The organism is Methanofollis sp. (genome assembly GCF_028702905.1).
GTDB lineage: Archaea > Halobacteriota > Methanomicrobia > Methanomicrobiales > Methanofollaceae > Methanofollis.
This window is the reverse complement of sequence record NZ_JAQVNX010000022.1, coordinates 1-17,405: the sequence shown is the minus strand read 5'-3', so window position 1 is coordinate 17,405 and position 17,405 is coordinate 1. Positions and strand designations below refer to the sequence as shown.

Below are 17,405 nucleotides of genomic sequence, written 5' to 3'. Positions count from 1 at the left end.
AGGGATTTATCGCAGCCTGACCGCAGTCCCGTAGGCCATCAGTTCGGCGGCGCCGGGCATTGTCTCCGCGGTCGAGAACCTGAGGGCGATGACGGCGTCGGCGCCGAGTTTTTCGGCCTCTTTCTGCATCCTTTCGAGTGCGATCTCCCGTGCCTCGGAGAGCATCTCGGTGTAGGCCGTGATCTCCCCGCCGACCATGCCCTTCAACCCGCTCAGGATGTCACGCCCGATATTCTTTGCCTGTACAGTGTTGCCCACGACGAGGCCGAGCACTTCGAATTCGTGGCCTGGGATGGATTCATTGGTTGTGATAATCATTGAAATTTCACCAGAATTTACAGGAAACCTTTGGCATGGTACGATATATGCTTTCTTCACCGGGAGGTCATCCCAAAACTCTCGTTCATTCCTCCTATCACTGCATGCGGGGTTCTGGAGAATATCTCCTGCTGGGGTCGATGTCTCCCCTGAATTCCATGACGAGCGGTGCGAACTCCTCGCCTTCCCCACACTCTCCACCGGGGGACTACGCCCCCGGACCCCCGATCCAGGATAGGGCAGGGGAAGGATAGACCCTGCACTCTGAAGGGGGCTGCCACCCCCTCCCTATCGTAATGGTGGGGGGTGAGAGCGCCAGCGAGCATGAGAAAGCCGAAGGCTTTCGAGACCGGGGGGTGAAACCCCCCGGCACAGAAACCAGAACAGAATTTTTCAGAACTGAATGTGAGTCCTGTCATCAACGTGACCGAGGGTTCTGATCTGTTTGGGGATGACCTCCGGGATTGGTCCGTCCGTCGTTTCTGGAGAGATCCTCTGGATCGGTGGCTCTGCCCGGGGTCTGGCCGCTTGAAAATGAAATGTTTTCACGCGCTCCCTGCCTTCTACATCAGGATAGCGCCGGGGACGGCAATACGCTCATCACGATCTTCTCTTCGGCCTATCCTGTACCGAGACTACGAAAATATTCGCAGCCTTAAAAAGCACTATATCCCACCCGGACAATCACAGGGTGATGGAAAAGATGCATGACAGACCATGGCCGGCCGTCCTGGCACTCGTTGCACTCCTCTGCGGTGCGGTGCTCATCGCAGGGTGTACCGGCACCGACAGCGGCAAAGAGTTGAATGAGACGCCCGGCGGAACGGTGAGCGAGACAGTGACCGCCGGGATCACCGGCACCGGCACCGGCACCGTGACCTACATCGACCTCGAAGGCGGGTTCTACGGGATCGTCGCCGTCGACGGCACGCGGTACCTCCCCCTGGATCTCGACCCTGCGTTCGAGCAGGACAACCTCTCCGTGAGGTTTACCGTCGAGAAAGTGGACGTCGCCACCATCCAGCAGTGGGGGACGCCGGTGAAGGTGATATCCATCGAGCGGGCCTGAAGAGCACAGGCCCGCCCTCACACGTACACGTCACGGTCCTGTTCTCCTGGAGAAGCGGCGTGCTTCTCCGGCATGCCCGCACCGTCCTCCGGGATGACGCACCGGACGCCGGCGATCTCGCCGATGATCACCGGGAGCCCGTAGACTTCCTCGATCACGTCGGCCGTGACGACCTCGCGGTCGCCGTGGACGTAGATCCTCCCGTCTTTCAGGAAGATAAAGCGGTCCGCGTACCTGAGCGCCTGGTTGAGGTCGTGCATCGTCATCACCGCCGCGATATTGTGCTGGCGGACGACCTGCAAAATGATGGAAAGGATCTCCACCTGGTTTTTGAGGTCCAGGCTGCTCGTCGGTTCGTCGAGGAGGAGGACCTTCGGTTCCTGCACGAGGGCCCGCGCGATCGCGACCTTCTGGAGTTCGCCGCCGCTCATCTCGTCGATGTAGGAGAGGCGGAGACGGTCCATCGAAAGACGGTGGAAGACAGCGTCGACGATCTTGAGGTCGCGCCCGGTGACGTCCCACCCGATATGGGGGCGGCGACCGAGGAGGACCGCGTCGAACGCGGTCAGCCGACCGGTCTCCACCCGCTGGGGGACATATCCTACTCTTCTGGCGATATCCATCTGGTCAAGGCGGCAGAGGTCTTCGCCGTCGAGGTTGACGACGCCCCCTTTCGGGCGGAGGATCCGGTTGAGACACTTGAGAAGCGTCGTCTTCCCGACACCGTTCGGGCCGAGGATCGCAACGACCTCGCCGGCATTGATCGAGAAGGCGATCTTGCTGAGCACCTCGCGGTTCTTGTAGAGGAAACAGAGTTCTTCGACAGAGAGAATCATCGACGATACCCCCGCAGGAGCAGGTAGATGAAGACCGGCGCTCCCATGAACGCCGTCAGGACAGCAACAGGAAGGACATACGGCGCCACGATAAGTCGGGCGACGGTGTCGGAGGCGAGAAGGAGGAGGCCGCCCATCACGCATGACCCCGGGATCAGGTAACGCTGGTCGTCGCCGATGATCCGCCTCGTCATGTGCGGACAGACCAACCCCACGAATCCGATCACCCCGAGGAACGAGACGATCACGGCGGAGACGAGCGCCGCGACGACCATGCCGACATTCCGCACCCTCTCGACATTGACGCCGAGCCCTTTTGCTGTCTCGTCACCGGCGTCGATGGAGTTGTAGTTCCAGCGGTTCGCAGTGAAGAAGATACAGGCCCCTGCGACGACGAGGGCCATGACCCCGAGTTCCTGCCAGTTGATCCGGCCGACGTCGCCGAAGGTCCAGAAGACGACTGCGGCAAGCTGGGTATCGTCGGCGAAGTACTGGAGAAACATCGTCCCGGCCGTGAAGAGGGAGGAGAGGGCGACGCCCGCGAGGACCATCACTTCGGGAGACCCCCCGCGTATCCGGGAGATCAGGAGGATCACGGCGGTGGCAAGGAGGCAGAAGACGAATGCCACCATCGTTGTCAGGTAGGGGTTGTTGAGGGTGACGGCGTTGGCGACCCTCGACTGCATCTGTCCGGTGCCGAGGAGGATGACCGAGACGGCCGCCCCGAAGGCGCCGGCATTCGAGATGCCGAGGGTGAAAGGCGACCCGAGCGGGTTCCTGAGGATCGACTGCATCGCGACCCCGGCCACCGAGAGGCCGACGCCGGCGACGATCGCGGCGAGCGCCTGGGGGAGGCGGATGTTCCAGATGATCCGGTCCCAGTTGCCGGGCTCGCTCGTGGCGATGCCGGGGTGAAGAAGTGCGTTGATCCGGTCGATGGACCCGTTCACGATGGAAAGAAAGACGTCGTACGGGGGGATACTGACCGCGCCGACGGAGATGGATATGATCAGGAGGATAAAAAGGAGGGCGAGTCCCCCGAGAACCCAGAGGTACTTGCGCCGCACGTATCCCAGGTAGTCCGCGGGGATAGTCCCGTCTGCAAAGTGCACGTCTCTACATCCTCCTTTGCGATCTCGTGCCGCAGATCATGTATCACACCGAAATCTGTGTGAAGCCGAGGTCCCTGTACTGGCCGTTCAGGTCGCCGAAGGCTGGTTTGCCGATGAAGAAGGTGTAGATCTCGTCAGCCTTCTTCACCGGGTCGACATCGGCGAACCGGTCGGGGTAGAGGGTCTTCCCGATGAAGTACGCGTCGGCAAGCACGGTCTCGTAGTTCGTGTTGTAGAAGTTGTACGGGAGGACGCCGTAGACCCTGCCTTCCTTCGACGCGGAGAGGCCCCGCAGAGCGGTGTCGGTCTTCAAATCACCGATCGCCCCATCGCTGTCCATCTGGATGGTGCCGACGTCGACGAAGATATACTCGGGGTTCCAGTCGACGAGCGCCTCTTTTGCCACATCGGCGTGCGCCGTGCCCATGCCTGCGGCGACGTTCTTTGCGTGCACCCAGAGGAACGGCGGGTAGGCCGGTTCGGTGGAGATGATGCCGTGGGCGCCTGCCGAGGAGATGCCGCCGACGTAGACGGTCTTCTGTTCGGCTTCGGGGATGTCGCCGGTCCGGCGCTCAAGGTCGGCCATCGTCGCCTCGATATAGGCGATCACCTCTTCGGCCCGGTCCTGCTTCCCGAGAACGTCGCCCATCACGCGGAGGCCGCCGTACATCTCGGCCTTCTCGGCGTCGTTCCGCAGGGATCCGTACGGGAACGCCACGACCGGGATGCCGGTCTTCTCCTGCAGTTTGTCGGCCTCGGCGGCGCTCGTCCCGTACGCCGTGCCGGTAGAACCGGTCTTGAAGATGAGGCTCGGGGAGATCGCGAGGATCTTCTCCGGGTCGTCCTTGCCCCTGAACTCGCCGATCAGGGGGAGTTTCTTGAACTGCGACCCGTAGGCGATGGCATAGGGGCGGCCTTCAATCGCCTGATCTTTCTTTTCGATGCTGTCGACACCGATGGTCAGGTCCTGACTCTGCAGGTACACGAGGTAGCGGAGACATCCCGACCCGGAACAGACGACGCTCTCAGGGGGCGACGGGACGGTGACAGTCCGGCCGAAGCCATCGGTGAGGGCGATCTCGGAGGACTGCGCAGGGGTGACCGCAGGAGTCTCCTGGACGGTCGATGAACTCCCCATGCAGCCTGCAACGGTAATCAGGGCCACAAAGAGCGCCGCCGCGACAATACTATTTTTCATATTCGTGCTATAATCGCCTCGCTGGCACATACAAAAATAATACGATAACATACCTATTTTAAATTATGTAATGAGTATCATGAAAAATATTTTAAAAATGGTGAATTTGTAGCACTAATATGTTGAAGGATGCACATGGGGGCCCGGCTGATATCGGGCCCAATCCGGGCACGCTACGCCGCTCGACAGTGCAGGTGTCGGCGATGGCGTCTCCAATGCCTTAGGGACAGACTCCCTGTCCCCGCCCCGGGGATGCCATCGTCGGGAGCAGGATCAGGCAGAGCATTTTTATCCTCCCGTCCCGGACTACCCCCTATGAGACGCGGGACCGCGTACATCACCTTTGCCGGACGGTCTGTCTGGGCGCTCCTCAACACCTACCATGCCGTCCTGCGGGAGGGGAGGTGCCTCCCCGACAAGGTCCATATCATCGCGGAGACGCCGTGCATGCCAGGCACGGCCGCGGCCACCGAAGGGATCGGGATCATCTCGCGGCGGTACGGGATCTCGCCTCCTGTTTCGGTGACCTCGGTGCCGTGCGGCGACTTTGCCGGGGCGACCGGGACGGTTCTCGACCTCGCCCGCAACCGCGTCGCGGAGGGGTACGAGATCGCCCTCGACATCACGCCGGGCAGGAAGGCCCTCATCGTCTCGGCCTGCCTGGCCCTGGCCGACGCCGGCATCGCCCCGGCACACATCTTCTACCTCGGTCTCCAGGGCGGCGGGCCCCTTCCCCTCCCGCACCCGATGATCCCGCTCCACCTCCAGACCCTCCACGACCTTGCAGGAGGAGCCTGATGCCGGGCGCCAGCGAGGTGATCGAGGGCAGGGAACTGGCCGTCCTTGCAAACCTCTTCGCCGAGGGCTTCACCCTCTCGTACCCGGTCTATGAGGCCGATCTCCTCTCCGCCCGTCCTTCTGGGGATGGATATGCGATCACGGTCCTCTGCCGGTACGAGGACTTCTTCGACGGTGCCGAACGTTTCGGGGAGCATGCACAGGAGATGCCCCTCTTCACCGACTTCGAGGAGTGCCTCCTGGCGAGCGGGATCACCGCCTACGAGAACCTCGACGAGTTCGTGACACGGGCCGACCTGTATCGTGGCCTCAGGAAGGACGTGTACTACGGTGTCGACACCAACCTCCTGTACCACCGGTTCGTCACCGTCACCGGCGCCCTGCAGCCCGAAGAGACGGTCCTGGTCGACGTGGTCAGGCAGGAGATCGAGTACGTCATGAACCACAAATACTCGGCCCGCCTGATCGGCGAACTCATCGCAAGCGCCCCGGAAAAAGAATGGATCATCGGCGAGTTCGAGAACAGGCGGAAGAAGAAGTCGAGAAAGGCGGCATACAGTGCGATGGCCGAGTACAGGGCGCTCCGCGACCGCGCCATCCTCCTCGAATCGGGCCAGAAGGCCACCCATGCCACGCGGGAGAACGACCAGTTCATCGTCCGGGCGCTCAGGCGGTTCGAGGAGGAACGTTTCAGCCTCCCCGTCCTCCTCACCGCCGACGCTGCGATGGCCGACCTCTGCGACGCCGGCGGCCTCGAGTACTTCCTCTTCAGGGCGCCGTACCATGCACGGCCGCGGACGGTCTCCCCCCAGGCGCTCCTCGGCTTCATCGCCGACCTCGCGGTGACCTTCGGGGTCGTGGAGATCGAGGGGACCTGCATCTTCAGCGAGTACGGCGGCAAGGGCAACGATGCCGATGCCTTCAAACTAACATTCATAGATGAGCATCTGCATACAGAGTTTGCACTGGACGTGGACGTATGCAGGCATCTTCTGGCTCTCGGAATAGAGAGGTAAAGGCCCTCCTCTTTGACATGGACAACACGCTCTGGGACTTCGTCACCGCAAAGCAGGCGGCATGCCATGCAGTCGTGGATTTTCTCAAAGTGGGCGACGGCGAAGACCTCTACCAGTACTTCAGGAGGCCGGGGGTCGGTTTCGAGGACCCGGAAAACATCCTCGACTATATCAGGGACATCAACGCACCTGCCGCGTCATTTCCCCGCTGCTGCACCGTCTACGAGAAGACGAAACTCGCCGCCATCAGGCCGTACGAGGGGGCGGCCGAGACCCTGGCCGCTCTTTCCGACGCGGGTATCCCCCTTGCGATCGTCACCGACGCCCACTCCTCCCAGGCAAAGAGGAGGCTTGAGAAGGCCGGGCTCAGCGAGTACTTCGCCTGCATCGTCACCCCCGACATCTCGGGGCAGAGAAAGCCCGACCCAGCGTCATTCCTTTACGCCCTCAGGGCCCTCCCTGCCGACGCCGCGGAGGCGATGGTCGTCGGCGACAGCATCAGGCGCGAAATCGAACCGGCGCAGGGCCTGGGCATGAAGACGGCCTATGCCCTGTACGGCGACAGGAGCGACGGTCCCGCGCCCCTCATCTGCAGGCCGGACTTCGTGCTCCACGATATCAGGGACCTCATAGAGATCCTGGGGATCTGAAGAGGGGACGCGGTAAAAATCTTCATACGCCTGCCGGTCTGGCAGGCGGTGGTTCGGCATTTTTTCCAGGGGACTCCCTCGAAAAACTACGGTTTTCTCATGCTCCCTTCGGTCGCAGCCACCAGAACCCCCTCAGGATAGGGGTGGGGCCACTCTCCACCCTCAGGATCTTTGGATCTGTCTTCCCGGAGCCTATCCTAATTTGGGGGTCCGGGGGCTTGCCCCCGGTACACTCTATGGGGAAGGCGGTTGATCTGCGCTCTTTTCCGGGGGGCAGAGCCCACCGGTCCCCCCATCTTTAGGATAGAGGGGATGGCAATCTCCGTCCCGAGAGATTTATCCCCTGCCCCCCGGATACGATCATTTTCTCAGTCCAGATTGAACTCGGTCGCCTCTTTGGTGAGGAAGTACCCGAGGACCGTCCTGATGATGACGATGCTGCCGAGGAAGAGGATCTCCTCCTGCGAGGGCGTGACAAGGGTCTGGAGGATGTCGGCGGCGATGAGAAAGTCCAGGCCGAAGACGATTTTTATGGTGAAGTCCCGCCTGATGTCGCCGTACCCGAAGGGGCGCCCGAGCACCTCCTTCCCCAGCGTCTCCGCAGCCGCCCTGATCCCGCCGTAGATGATGATGACGGCCCCGATAAGGCTGAAGGCGTTGGCGGCCGCGTCGTAGACCTCGAGGAGCATGTACGCCACCGGAGGCGATGCGGCGGCATCAATCTTCTGATCCATACCCCTCCGAAATCCTTATCTGAGCCCCGCGTCATCCTCACGCCTGAGAAATCATGGGACCTATTCATGTCGATGGAAAAAACAAAGGTACTATCTTCCTCTACGCCCTGAGCACCTGCGGGTGGTGCGCAAAGACCAAAGAACTTCTCACCACACTGGGAGTGGCTTTCGACTATGTCTTTGTCGACATGCTCCCGAAGGACGAGATGGAGCAGACCTATTCAGAGATGCTGCAGACCTGCAACCCCCTCGGCTCGTTCCCGACACTCGTGATCAATGGGAAGGCGATCATCGGCTACCAGGAGAACGAGATCAGGGAGGCCCTCGCGGAATGATCCCTGACGAGCAGGTCGAAAAGGAATATCTCCGCCTGAAAAAGGAGGCCGAGGCCGGGGGGTACCGCCTCAACCCTGACAGGGAGTTCGTCGCTGGACTGGTCAGGGGCCTCCTGACCAACAGGGAAAGGTACGGCTACCCTGCCTGCCCGTGCCGCCTCGCCGCCGGGGACAGGGAGAGAGACCTCGACATCATCTGCCCCTGCGACTACCGCGACCCCGACCTCACTGCGTACGGGGCCTGCTACTGTGCCCTCTATGTCTCTGCAGAGGTCGCATCAGGGAAGGCAGTGGCCAGGCCGGTTCCCGAACGCCGACCGCCGGGCGGGCCGAAAAAAGGAGAGGCACGCCCTTCCGGCGGGGTCGCCGGGTCTCTTCCCCTCCCGGTCTGGCGCTGCAGGGTCTGCGGCTATCTCTGCGCCCGGGAGAACCCCCCTGAGATCTGCCCGATCTGCAAGGCGGGAAAAGACCGGTTCGAGCGTTTCATCTGAGATGCGTCACTCGTCGTCCTCACCGAGGAGCGCCCGGAAACGCCTGACCGACAGGTCGAGGTAGGTCTGCTCCTTCTCGATCCCGATAAAGCGGCGGCCGAGGAGGCATGCGGCAATCCCGGTCGTCGAACTCCCGGCAAAGGGGTCGAGCACAAGGTCGTCCTCATAGGTGCTCGCCAGGATCACGCGCTGAAGAAGCGCAAGGGGTTTCTGGGTCGGGTGCTTCCCCTCCTTTTTCTCCGAGCGTTTCGGGGTCGGGACAGACCAGACAGAGCGCATCTGCTTGCCCGGACGTTTCAGGACGTCGTAGTCCCATCCGCCGTGCTTCATCTCGTCATAATTGAAGGTATGGCGTCCCTCTCCCTTCCGCGCCCAGATCAGGGTCTCATGACTCGCCGTGAAGACCCGCGTGCTCAGGTTGGGAGGGGCGTTCGGCTTGAACCAGCAGATATCATTGAGGATATGGAAGCCGAGGCTCTGGAGGGCATAGCCGCAGGCGTAGATCGAGTGATAAGTGCCGCTGATCCAGATCGTCCCGCCGTCCCTGAGAAGGCGGCTGCAGGCCTCTATCCAGCGGCAGTGAAAATCAAAGTCCTCCCTGATCCCGCCGCTCCGGTCCCACGCGCCCTTGTCGACGGGCGCCCTCCTCCCGCTCTGGCAGGTGAAACCGCCGTTCGAGAGGTTGTACGGCGGGTCCGCAAAGATGAGATCGACGGAGCCCGCAGGCATGGCATTCATGCACTCGACAGAATCGCCATGGTAGAGGGTCACGCCGTCGCAGGAGTAATAGGGTTGCATCATGCCACCGGTCTGCATAGACATTGCCCTCCTGAAAGATGACATTTCCCATCTGAAACCGGGCATCCGCGATATTCTCATCTAGTTGGCACGACCACCCCTATTGAAGGATCATGGAGAACCACGAAGTTCAGGATATGATGCGCCTGATGGCGTCAAAGATCACCTCTATCGCCGACAGGATCGCGGACACAGAGGTGGAATCCCTTTTGCAGGAACTTCTCTGTGCAAAGAGGATCTACGTCCTCGGCGCAGGCCGCTCAGGTCTGGTTGCAAAGGCATTTGCAATGCGGCTGATGCACCTCGGCCTGCAGTCCTTTGTCGTCGGCGAGACGATCACACCGGCCATGCAGGCCGGAGACGTGCTCGTCGTCTTTTCCGGGTCAGGGAAGACGAAGACCGTCGCCGAACTCGCCGAGACCTCGAAGGAGATCGGCGGCCGGGTCTGCCTGATCACCTCCAACAAGGACTCCCGGATCGGGAAGATCGCCGATTGCATGGTCGAGATCGAGAGCCACCGCGACGAGGTGAAGGACGACTCCGTGGAGTTCGAGATCAGGCAGATGATGGGCGAACACAAGTCTTTCGCCCCGCTGGGCACGATCTTCGAGACGGCATGCATGGTCTTCTCCGATGCGATCGTCTCCCGCCTGATGGAGATCACGGAGACAGACGTCGAAGCACTCAAATGCAGGCACGCCAATATCGAGTGACCGGCATATGACTGGGTACAGGTTTGCAGAAAGGGTCCGCGGGATCGAGATCTCGGGGATCAGGCGGATGTTCGAGGGGGCGGGAAAGGACGCCATCAATCTCGGCCTCGGCCAGCCCGACTTCCCGACTCCGGCGCACGTCCGCGAGGCGGGGATTCAGGCGATCCGCGACGGGATGACCGGGTACACGACGAACTCCGGCGTCCCCGAGTTGAGAGAGGCGATCTCGGAGAAGTTCAGGCGCGAGAACGGTCTCACCTACGCACCCGACCAGGTGATCGTCACCGCGGGCGCAAGCGAGGCCCTGCACATCGTGATGCAGGCCCTGGTGGAGAAAGGGGACCGCGTCCTGATGGCCGATCCCGGCTTTGTCTCGTACGCGGCCCTTGCAACCCTTGCAGGAGGCAGGCCGGAGGGCGTCCCTCTCGACGCCACCCTCCATATCGACGTGGAGGCGGCGAAGGAGCGGATGGACGGCGCGCGCCTCTTCGTGCTGAACACCCCGGCAAACCCGACAGGCATGGTGGAGAGCGAGGAGTCGATCAGGGCGCTGGTGGAGTACGCCGCCGATACGGGCGTGACCATCGTCTCCGACGAGGTCTACGAGCACTTCACCTACGGGAAACCCCACGTGAGCGCGGCCCGCTTCGGCGAGGACGTAATCACGATCAATGCCACCTCGAAGACCTACTCCATGACCGGGTGGCGCCTCGGCTACATGGCCGCACCGAAGGCGGTGATCGAGGAGTGCATCAAGGTCCACCAGTACTGTCAGGCCTGCGCCACCTCGATCTCGCAGTACGCCGGCCTTGCCGCCCTGACCGGCGACCAGACACTGGTATCGGCGATGCGGGAGGAGTACAGGGCGCGGCGCGACCTCGTCTGCAACGGCCTTGCCGACCTCGGCCTCTCCTTCCCCGAGCCAGAAGGCGCGTTCTATGCCTTCGTGCCGATGGAGGCGGACCTCTTCGCCAGGATCATCGCGAAAGGCGTGATCATCGTGCCGGGCACGGCCTTCGGCACGCGCGCACCCGCGTATGCCAGGCTCAGTTATGCCGCCTCGCAGGACGATCTGCGGCGTGCCCTCGGCCGGATCAGGGAAGCGGTCGATGAGGCTTAACGTAGTCCCGAACAAACAGGTGATCGTATGGTAAAGGAGTTGCTGAGGAAATTATCCAACGCCCACGGGATTTCCGGGAGCGAAGGAAGCGTTGCGGCGGTGATCAGGGAAGAGGTCGCCCCGTACGTCGACGAGATCAGGGAGGACACGATGGGGAACCTCATCGCGGTGAAGAAGGGCGATGACTTCTCTATCCTGCTCGCGGCCCATATGGACGAGATCGGGCTGATGGTCAAGTACGTCGATGAGAAGGGCTTTGTCAGGTTCGTCACCATCGGCGGCTGGTTCGACCCGACTCTCTATGCCCAGCGGGTGATCCTCCACGGGACGAAGGGGCCGGTGTACGGCGTCGTCGGCGGCAAGCCCCCCCATGTGATGAAGGAGGAGGACCGGAAGAAGCCCCTGAAGGTGGACGACATGTTCATCGACGTCGGCGCCACCTCTCCCGAGGACGCGGAAGCGCTCGGCATCGAGGTCGGGACGCCGGTCACCGTCGACCGCGCGTTCACCGAACTTGCGAACGGCAGGGTGACGGGCAAGGCCTTCGACAACAGGGCCGGCTGCGTGATGCTGATCAAGACCCTCCAGACGGTGCAGTCGCCGCACACCATCTACGGCGTCTTCACGGTGCAGGAGGAGGTCGGGCTGAAGGGCGCGAAGACCGTCGCCTACTCCCTCAACCCTGACTGCGCCATCGCCACCGACACCACCATTCCGGGCGACCACCCGGGCATCGAGAAGAAGGACGCCTCCCTCCAGATGGGCGAGGGGCCGGTCATCACCATCGTCGACAGCAATGGCCGGGGCCTCATCGCCAACAAGAAGGTCATCGCCTGGCTGCGTGCGGCCGCGGCCGGGAAGGAGATCAAGGTGCAGCTCGAGGTCGGGAAGGGCGGCACGACCGACGCCACCTCCATCCACCTGGAGCGCGGCGGCATCCCCTCCACCACACTGAGCATCCCGACCCGCTATATCCACTCGCCTGTCGAGGTGCTCGACATGAAGGACATCGAGGGAGGCATCGCCCTCCTCGTCGAGGCCCTGAAGTCGAAGCCCGACTTCTAATCTTTTTTTGATGTTTTTAGAGCCGTTTCCAGGACTCTCTGCAAATTTAAATCAGGATATTTCATGTTCTGGATTGCCTGTGCCGGGGGGCTGCCGCCCCCCAGACCCCCTGCCATTAGGATAGGGGGCAGGATGCTAATCTTCCTCAATTTCCATGCTCTGTCTTCCCGGGACCAATCCTGAGCGGGGGTCCGGGGGCGTAGTCCCCCGGCAGGCAGTATGGGGAAGACAGTTGATCCCCGCCACTATCTCGCAAATACTGCCCCACGATAACCGGTTATGGTGGAAAGGAGGGATCACCCCCCCAAAAAAGACTCTTCACTCCCTGTCCGGCACGACGTCCAGGCTGACGTCGACGTTCCTGACCGAGTGGGTGAGGGCGCCCATGCTGATGATGTCGGCCCCGGCACCGGCATAGAGGGGAAGGGTGGCGCGGGTGATCCCGCCCGAGATCTCGACGACCACCCTCTCCCTCAGGCCCGCGGCCATGAGGGCGGCCACCGCCGACCTGACCGCCTCGGGCGTCATGTTGTCCAGGAGGACGATGTCGGCGCCGTACTCCGCCGCCCTGACGGCGTCTTTTGCCGACTCCACCTCGACCTCCACCTTGTGGTAGGGGGAGTGCGCCTTCGCCCGCCGCACCGCCTCCTCCAGGCCCACCAGGGCGAGGTGGTTGTCCTTGATCATGACCATATCGGAGAGGGAGAAGCGGTGCGACGCGGCGCCGCCGAGCACAGCGGCCTTCTTGTCAAGTGTCCTGAGGCCGGGGCAGGTCTTCCTGGTGGAGGCGACCCGCACCGCCGGGTTGACCGCCCGCACCGCGTCCACAGCCTCGCGTGCCGCGGTCGCGATCCCGCTCATCCGCCCCATGATATTGAGGGCCGTCCTCTCGGCAACGAGGACCGCGCGGGCCGGCCCCCTGATCTCCATGACGACCGTCCCCGCGGCCACTCTCTCGCCGTCCCTCACAGGGGTGACGACGCCGGCGCCGAGGTGGGAGAAGAGGAGCGCCGCCTCCTCCAGGCCGGCGATGACGCACGCCTCCTTCGCCCTGATCACGGCCGATGCCGTGAGGTCCGCAGGGATGACGGCATCGCAGGTGATATCGCCGAAGGGGGTGTCCTCCTCCAGGAAGGAGAGGAGCATACGTGCATCGACCATTCTCTTCTACCTCTTGAGTGCGATCATCCTCTCGATGGCACGGCGCGCCCCGGCGGCGACGGTCTCGTCAACCGCCACGCGGTGCTTCCCGGCCTTCAGGGCCACGAGCACGTCCTCGACCGTCGTCATCTTCATATCGGCGCATTCGGTGCCCTCGACCGCGTGGAAGGCGGCGTCCGGGAAGACCCGGCCGAGACGGTAGGTCATCGCCTCCTCGGTGAGCACCGTCCACTGCGGGTGGAGGTGGGCCTGCCGCACCATCCCGCCTGTGGAGGCGACAAGGTCTGATGCCGCCTGCACCTCGGGACTGCACTCGGGATGGCAGACGACCGCGTCGCCCTGCGCCCGTCCGGCCTCGACGTCGGCAAGGGTGAACCGCAGGTGCACCGGGCAGTGGCCGTCCGCAGGCAGGGGCAGGACCGTCTTCTCGGGCACCTGACCCCTCACATAGGAGGCGAGGTTGGCGTCCGGCCCGACGAAGACCACGTCCTCGTCGAGAGACCTGACCACGTCGACGGCATTCGCCGAGGTGCAGGTGATGTCTGCCTCCGCCTTGCACTCGGCCGTCGAATTGACGTACACCACCACGGCCGCACCGGGGTGGCCAGACCGCGCCTCCCTGATCATCTCGGGCGTCAGCGCCCGTGCCAGGGGACAGGTCGCCTCCCTGGCCGGGAGGAGGACGGTCTTCGTCGGGTTCAGGATCTGGGCGGTCTCTGCCATGAAGTCGACGCCGCAGAGGACGATCACGTCGGCATCGGTATCTTTCGCCTTGATCGCGAGTTCGAGACTGTCGCCGACGAAATCGGCGACGTCCTGCACCGCAGGCACCTGGTAGTTGTGGGCGAGGACCACCGCATTCCTCTCCTCCTTCAGCCTGCGGATCTCGTCGGCTATCATGTCCCTATCCTCATCGGCTCGTCAAGATTTTTGAGCAGGGTCACGATCGAGAGAGCGGCAAGATAACTGGTCGCCGGGTTGTCAGGGCTCGGCAGGTTCCGCACCGTGATCGTGGCGTCCCCGAAGTCCCCTTCGATGAAGATCTCGTGCACATTCCTGTCCACCTCGGGGTCGGCCCAGAGTTCCACGTCCACCGTGCGGCCGGCGGCGAGTTCGAGGGCGACAGAGACATTGGTGTTCTTCGGGTAGTGCTTGATGCACTCGTTTGCCGCTCCCGAGAAGAGGAGTGTACGCTCGTCACACTCGATATTGAGGGAACGGGGGTTCTTCGTCGTCCGCAGAAGGAGGCGGTGGATCCCGGAGATCTGCCCGATCTTGAGGTTGTCAAGACCGAAGATCGCGCCGCTCGGGATGTAGATCTTCCTGCCGAGAGACCGGGCGAGGTCATTGACCGCGTCCCGGAACTGCTTCTCGGCAAAGGCACCGACACTCATCACCACAAGGTCCTTGCCGTGCTCAAGGATCCGGGCGGCATGTGCCTGGGCGGCGGCGACCGAGGCCGCCTCCACAACGATGTCAAAATCTGCGCTGAGGAACTCTTCGATATCCCGGAATACCCTTGCGTTGCAGAGGTTCCCCAGCTCCTCCGCACGCTCGGGCATCTGGTCATACAGGGCGACAATCTCGACTCCTACATGGTTTTTGACGATTATATTTGCGATATTGCCGCACCCCAGCAGGCCTATCGTGAGCATTCATATATGATAGGCAGAAGCAGGGTTAAGCATTGTGATGAAAATCGTGATGAACCCCCCGATACCTCCGCAAGTATCAGAAAGGGTGCCTTTGTCTGCAGAATGATAAGGTCGGGCGCCCCAGTACGTACCAATGGACCGGCTCACTGATCAGCGGGTGTACATCGAGACCTACGGGTGCACCTACAACCACGCGGACACCCTCAGGCTGGCCGGGATACTCCGGAACCAGGGCTGCACGATCGTCTCCGACCTGGGGTCTGCGGACGCCGTCGTCATCAACACCTGCACCGTCATCGGCTGGACAGAGAGGCATATGCTCAGGAGGATACGGGCATGCGCCGGGCGCACCCTCTATGTCACCGGGTGCATGCCTGTTGTCCAGAGGGAGGAGATCCTCGCCGCCGCCCCGGACGCGCGGGTCATCCTCCCCGACGAGATCGAGCGGCGCTTTTGCGGAAGGTGTACGAAGGGGAAGGACGGCATCGGGATCGTCCAGGTCGCGGCCGGGTGCGCGGGGAGGTGCGCGTACTGCATCACCAGATTCGCCCGCGGCCCCCTGCGGAGTCGTTCGATGAATGATATCTGCAGGGAGGTTGGGGTCCTCGCAGAGGAGGGGGCCTGTGAGGTCCAGTTCACCGCGCAGGACGTGAGCGCCTGGGGAATGGACACAGGCGAAGCGCTCCCTGATCTGGTCCGCGCCGCCAGTGCAGTGCCGGGAAACTTCAGGGTCCGCCTGGGCATGATGAACCCGGCGACTGTGAAGCGTATCCTGGTCCCCCTCGCGGAGGCGTGCCGGGACGAGAAGGTCTTCTCCTTCCTCCATCTTCCTGTCCAGTCGGGGTCGGACGCCGTGCTGGCGGGAATGGCGCGCGGCTACACCGTGGCCGAATACGAGGGTATGGTCGCCACATTCAGGGAGATCTGCCCGGACGTCAGGATCTGCACCGACTTTATCGTCGGCTACCCGACAGAGACCGAGGAGGACTTTGCCGGGACTCTCGCCCTCCTCCGGAGGGTCAGGCCGGAGAAGGTGAATGTGACGCGCTACTCGCCGCGGCCCGGCACGGCGGCGGCGGCCCTGAAGGCGCAGCCGGAAAGGATCGCAAAGGAGAGGTCGCGTCTCCTCGACGCCGCCGCAAAGGCGATCTATGCCGAGCAGAATGCCGGTCTCGTCGGGACGACCGTCGAGGCGTTGGTCACCGCACGGAAGAAGGGGGGGTCATGGGTGGCGCGGGACCGGGCGTACCGCGAGATCGTCGTACCCGGCGACTTCAGGCCCGGCGAATGGCTTTCCGTCGAGATCACCGGGAACAGGACTGTCTACCTGACAGGGGTGCCGAAAGACACTATACGGGTGCCGACAACCAGATTGTAAGGAAGAGATAGCATGGACGAGATCGAAGCAGGGTATGCCGCGCTCATCAGGACGATTGGCGAGGCGCAGAAGGAGAAGGAAAAGCGTGCCGGGGAACTTGCCGGGCAGGAGGGTGCTCTCCTCGCCAGGATGGCCGGGATGGCGGCGCCCCTTGTCGGGCAGATCGGCATGAACCTCCTGAAGAAGGGGCGGCAGGACCAGAAGGGGGAGATCTTCAACGCCGAGTATTACCGCGAGAAGATGATCGTCCTCGGCAAGACAGAACCGATGCCGTACAGGCCTGACGACCCGACAAAAAAGGTGAACGACCAGTTCTGCGCCCTCAACGAGAAGGGGGAGTTCGTCGAGTTGATGTATTCTTCTGACGGCCAGACCATCGACTCGTACACCTGCCCCCTCGGCCCCGAGGACGCCTTCGGGATCTATGGCTACGAGGCCATGCTCATGCTCTACCGGGCGCTCAGGGAGTACCTGAAAGGGGAGGAGGAACTCGTGGCTGCGCTCGGCACGACCGTCGAGTTCCTCAGGACCGAAAAAAAGGAATGACGCGGCAACGGTCGCCGCCGCATATTTTTCTTACTTCCAGGAGAACATCGGGAAGGCCGGCCTGAGGGGGTCGTTCTCCTCCAGGGACGAGAGCTTGAACGAACGGCCGAACTCCCGGCCTTCGCTGTTTTTGTAGGTGACGACAGCCTTGATCTCTTCGGCCATCGCGGGCAGGGCATAGGCGTACTCCGCATCGACGCCGAGGCCTGTCACGTCGAACTCAAGGTTCATGGGGACGAGAGCGACATGGATCGCCTCTGCCGGGGCGTTTCCTCCGTTGACGACAACGACCGACTTTGCATCGTCGGAGAGCTGGCAGGTGACTGCAGGGAGGTTCTTCGTCTCGGTCATGATCTGCAGGCACATCGCAGCGGTCATAAGGACGACGAAGATCGAGACTCCCATGAAGACG

21 protein-coding genes are annotated in these 17,405 nt (G+C 62.5%); 11 read left to right on the top strand and 10 right to left on the bottom strand.

What is annotated here, in order from left to right; all coding sequences use genetic code 11:
- Nucleotides 1–6 precede the first annotated feature (6 nt).
- Nucleotides 7–318 carry a heavy metal-binding domain-containing protein gene (locus PHP59_RS04465; RefSeq protein ID WP_300164233.1) on the bottom strand — a complete coding sequence of 104 codons (312 nt, stop codon included), beginning with the start codon at nucleotides 316–318 and terminating at the stop codon, nucleotides 7–9.
- Nucleotides 319–1,012: 694 nt separating this feature from the next.
- Here PHP59_RS04465 and PHP59_RS04460 point away from each other — a divergent pair.
- The gene (locus PHP59_RS04460; protein WP_300164219.1) at nucleotides 1,013–1,387 is read left to right on the top strand and encodes a hypothetical protein; all 375 of its coding nucleotides are present in this window, start codon (nucleotides 1,013–1,015) and stop codon (nucleotides 1,385–1,387) included.
- 17 nt (nucleotides 1,388–1,404) lie between these two features.
- Here PHP59_RS04460 and PHP59_RS04455 read toward each other — a convergent pair whose 3' ends face one another.
- Genes PHP59_RS04455 through PHP59_RS04445 form a run of 3 tightly spaced genes read right to left on the bottom strand, consistent with a single transcriptional unit; the run spans nucleotide 1,405 to nucleotide 4,533 of the window.
- Complete coding sequence (locus PHP59_RS04455; protein WP_300164217.1) at nucleotides 1,405–2,223, bottom strand: ABC transporter ATP-binding protein; 819 nt, start codon at nucleotides 2,221–2,223, stop codon at nucleotides 1,405–1,407.
- The gene (locus PHP59_RS04450) at nucleotides 2,220–3,335 is read right to left on the bottom strand and encodes an iron ABC transporter permease (RefSeq protein ID WP_300164215.1); all 1,116 of its coding nucleotides are present in this window, start codon (nucleotides 3,333–3,335) and stop codon (nucleotides 2,220–2,222) included. The genes PHP59_RS04455 and PHP59_RS04450 overlap by 4 nt, the downstream gene beginning before the upstream one ends.
- Before the next feature lie 43 nt (nucleotides 3,336–3,378).
- Nucleotides 3,379–4,533 (bottom strand): iron ABC transporter substrate-binding protein, encoded by a 1,155-nt coding sequence (locus PHP59_RS04445; protein WP_300164212.1) that lies wholly within the window; start codon nucleotides 4,531–4,533, stop codon nucleotides 3,379–3,381.
- Nucleotides 4,534–4,848: 315 nt separating this feature from the next.
- Between PHP59_RS04445 and PHP59_RS04440 the strand changes: the two genes are divergently transcribed.
- From PHP59_RS04440 to PHP59_RS04430, 3 genes are read left to right on the top strand one after another with little or no spacing between them, the layout of a single operon-like run.
- Nucleotides 4,849–5,331 (top strand): hypothetical protein, encoded by a 483-nt coding sequence (locus PHP59_RS04440; protein ID WP_300164209.1) that lies wholly within the window; start codon nucleotides 4,849–4,851, stop codon nucleotides 5,329–5,331.
- Entirely contained in the window at nucleotides 5,331–6,347 is a 1,017-nt protein-coding gene (locus PHP59_RS04435) for a PIN domain-containing protein (RefSeq protein WP_300164206.1), read from the top strand. Before PHP59_RS04440 ends, PHP59_RS04435 begins: the two co-directional genes overlap by 1 nt.
- Before the next feature lie 17 nt (nucleotides 6,348–6,364).
- On the top strand, nucleotides 6,365–6,997 hold the full coding sequence (locus PHP59_RS04430; RefSeq protein ID WP_300164203.1) for an HAD family hydrolase: 633 nt from the start codon (nucleotides 6,365–6,367) through the stop codon (nucleotides 6,995–6,997).
- Nucleotides 6,998–7,365: 368 nt separating this feature from the next.
- Here PHP59_RS04430 and PHP59_RS04425 read toward each other — a convergent pair whose 3' ends face one another.
- Nucleotides 7,366–7,731 carry a DUF1622 domain-containing protein gene (locus PHP59_RS04425; protein ID WP_300164200.1) on the bottom strand — a complete coding sequence of 122 codons (366 nt, stop codon included), beginning with the start codon at nucleotides 7,729–7,731 and terminating at the stop codon, nucleotides 7,366–7,368.
- A gap of 53 nt (nucleotides 7,732–7,784) precedes the next feature.
- On the opposite strand from PHP59_RS04425, the gene PHP59_RS04420 reads away from it, so the two are divergent.
- On the top strand, nucleotides 7,785–8,066 hold the full coding sequence (locus PHP59_RS04420) for a glutaredoxin family protein (protein WP_300164197.1): 282 nt from the start codon (nucleotides 7,785–7,787) through the stop codon (nucleotides 8,064–8,066).
- Nucleotides 8,063–8,557 (top strand): ferredoxin-thioredoxin reductase catalytic domain-containing protein, encoded by a 495-nt coding sequence (locus PHP59_RS04415; protein ID WP_300164194.1) that lies wholly within the window; start codon nucleotides 8,063–8,065, stop codon nucleotides 8,555–8,557. The genes PHP59_RS04420 and PHP59_RS04415 overlap by 4 nt, the downstream gene beginning before the upstream one ends.
- Nucleotides 8,558–8,563: 6 nt before the next feature.
- Here PHP59_RS04415 and PHP59_RS04410 read toward each other — a convergent pair whose 3' ends face one another.
- Nucleotides 8,564–9,373: a site-specific DNA-methyltransferase gene (locus PHP59_RS04410; protein WP_300164191.1), complete on the bottom strand. Its 810-nt coding sequence runs from the start codon at nucleotides 9,371–9,373 to the stop codon at nucleotides 8,564–8,566.
- Between the two features lie 95 nt (nucleotides 9,374–9,468).
- Here PHP59_RS04410 and hxlB point away from each other — a divergent pair, with 95 nt between their 5' ends.
- From hxlB to PHP59_RS04395, 3 genes are read left to right on the top strand one after another with little or no spacing between them, the layout of a single operon-like run.
- Nucleotides 9,469–10,068: a 6-phospho-3-hexuloisomerase gene (hxlB, locus tag PHP59_RS04405; RefSeq protein ID WP_300164188.1), complete on the top strand. Its 600-nt coding sequence runs from the start codon at nucleotides 9,469–9,471 to the stop codon at nucleotides 10,066–10,068.
- A gap of 7 nt (nucleotides 10,069–10,075) precedes the next feature.
- A complete protein-coding gene (locus PHP59_RS04400) occupies nucleotides 10,076–11,188 on the top strand; it encodes a pyridoxal phosphate-dependent aminotransferase (protein ID WP_300164185.1) in 1,113 nt (370 codons plus the stop codon).
- 27 nt (nucleotides 11,189–11,215) lie between these two features.
- On the top strand, nucleotides 11,216–12,253 hold the full coding sequence (locus PHP59_RS04395; RefSeq protein WP_300164182.1) for a M42 family metallopeptidase: 1,038 nt from the start codon (nucleotides 11,216–11,218) through the stop codon (nucleotides 12,251–12,253).
- A gap of 318 nt (nucleotides 12,254–12,571) precedes the next feature.
- Here PHP59_RS04395 and nadC read toward each other — a convergent pair whose 3' ends face one another.
- The 3 genes from nadC to nadX are packed head-to-tail and all read right to left on the bottom strand — an operon-like array spanning nucleotide 12,572 to nucleotide 15,069.
- Nucleotides 12,572–13,414: a carboxylating nicotinate-nucleotide diphosphorylase gene (gene nadC / locus PHP59_RS04390; RefSeq protein ID WP_300164179.1), complete on the bottom strand. Its 843-nt coding sequence runs from the start codon at nucleotides 13,412–13,414 to the stop codon at nucleotides 12,572–12,574.
- Between the two features lie 6 nt (nucleotides 13,415–13,420).
- On the bottom strand, nucleotides 13,421–14,314 hold the full coding sequence (nadA, locus tag PHP59_RS04385) for a quinolinate synthase NadA (protein ID WP_300164176.1): 894 nt from the start codon (nucleotides 14,312–14,314) through the stop codon (nucleotides 13,421–13,423).
- Entirely contained in the window at nucleotides 14,311–15,069 is a 759-nt protein-coding gene (nadX, locus tag PHP59_RS04380; RefSeq protein WP_300164173.1) for an aspartate dehydrogenase, read from the bottom strand. Before nadX ends, nadA begins: the two co-directional genes overlap by 4 nt.
- Before the next feature lie 133 nt (nucleotides 15,070–15,202).
- Between nadX and PHP59_RS04375 the strand changes: the two genes are divergently transcribed.
- Complete coding sequence (locus PHP59_RS04375) at nucleotides 15,203–16,447, top strand: tRNA (N(6)-L-threonylcarbamoyladenosine(37)-C(2))-methylthiotransferase (protein ID WP_300164170.1); 1,245 nt, start codon at nucleotides 15,203–15,205, stop codon at nucleotides 16,445–16,447.
- Between the two features lie 12 nt (nucleotides 16,448–16,459).
- Complete coding sequence (locus PHP59_RS04370) at nucleotides 16,460–16,993, top strand: hypothetical protein (RefSeq protein ID WP_300164167.1); 534 nt, start codon at nucleotides 16,460–16,462, stop codon at nucleotides 16,991–16,993.
- 30 nt (nucleotides 16,994–17,023) lie between these two features.
- On the opposite strand, the gene PHP59_RS04365 is transcribed toward PHP59_RS04370, so the two are convergent.
- Nucleotides 17,024–17,405: hypothetical protein (locus tag PHP59_RS04365; protein ID WP_300164162.1), on the bottom strand; the 382-nt coding region annotated here is incomplete at its 5' end.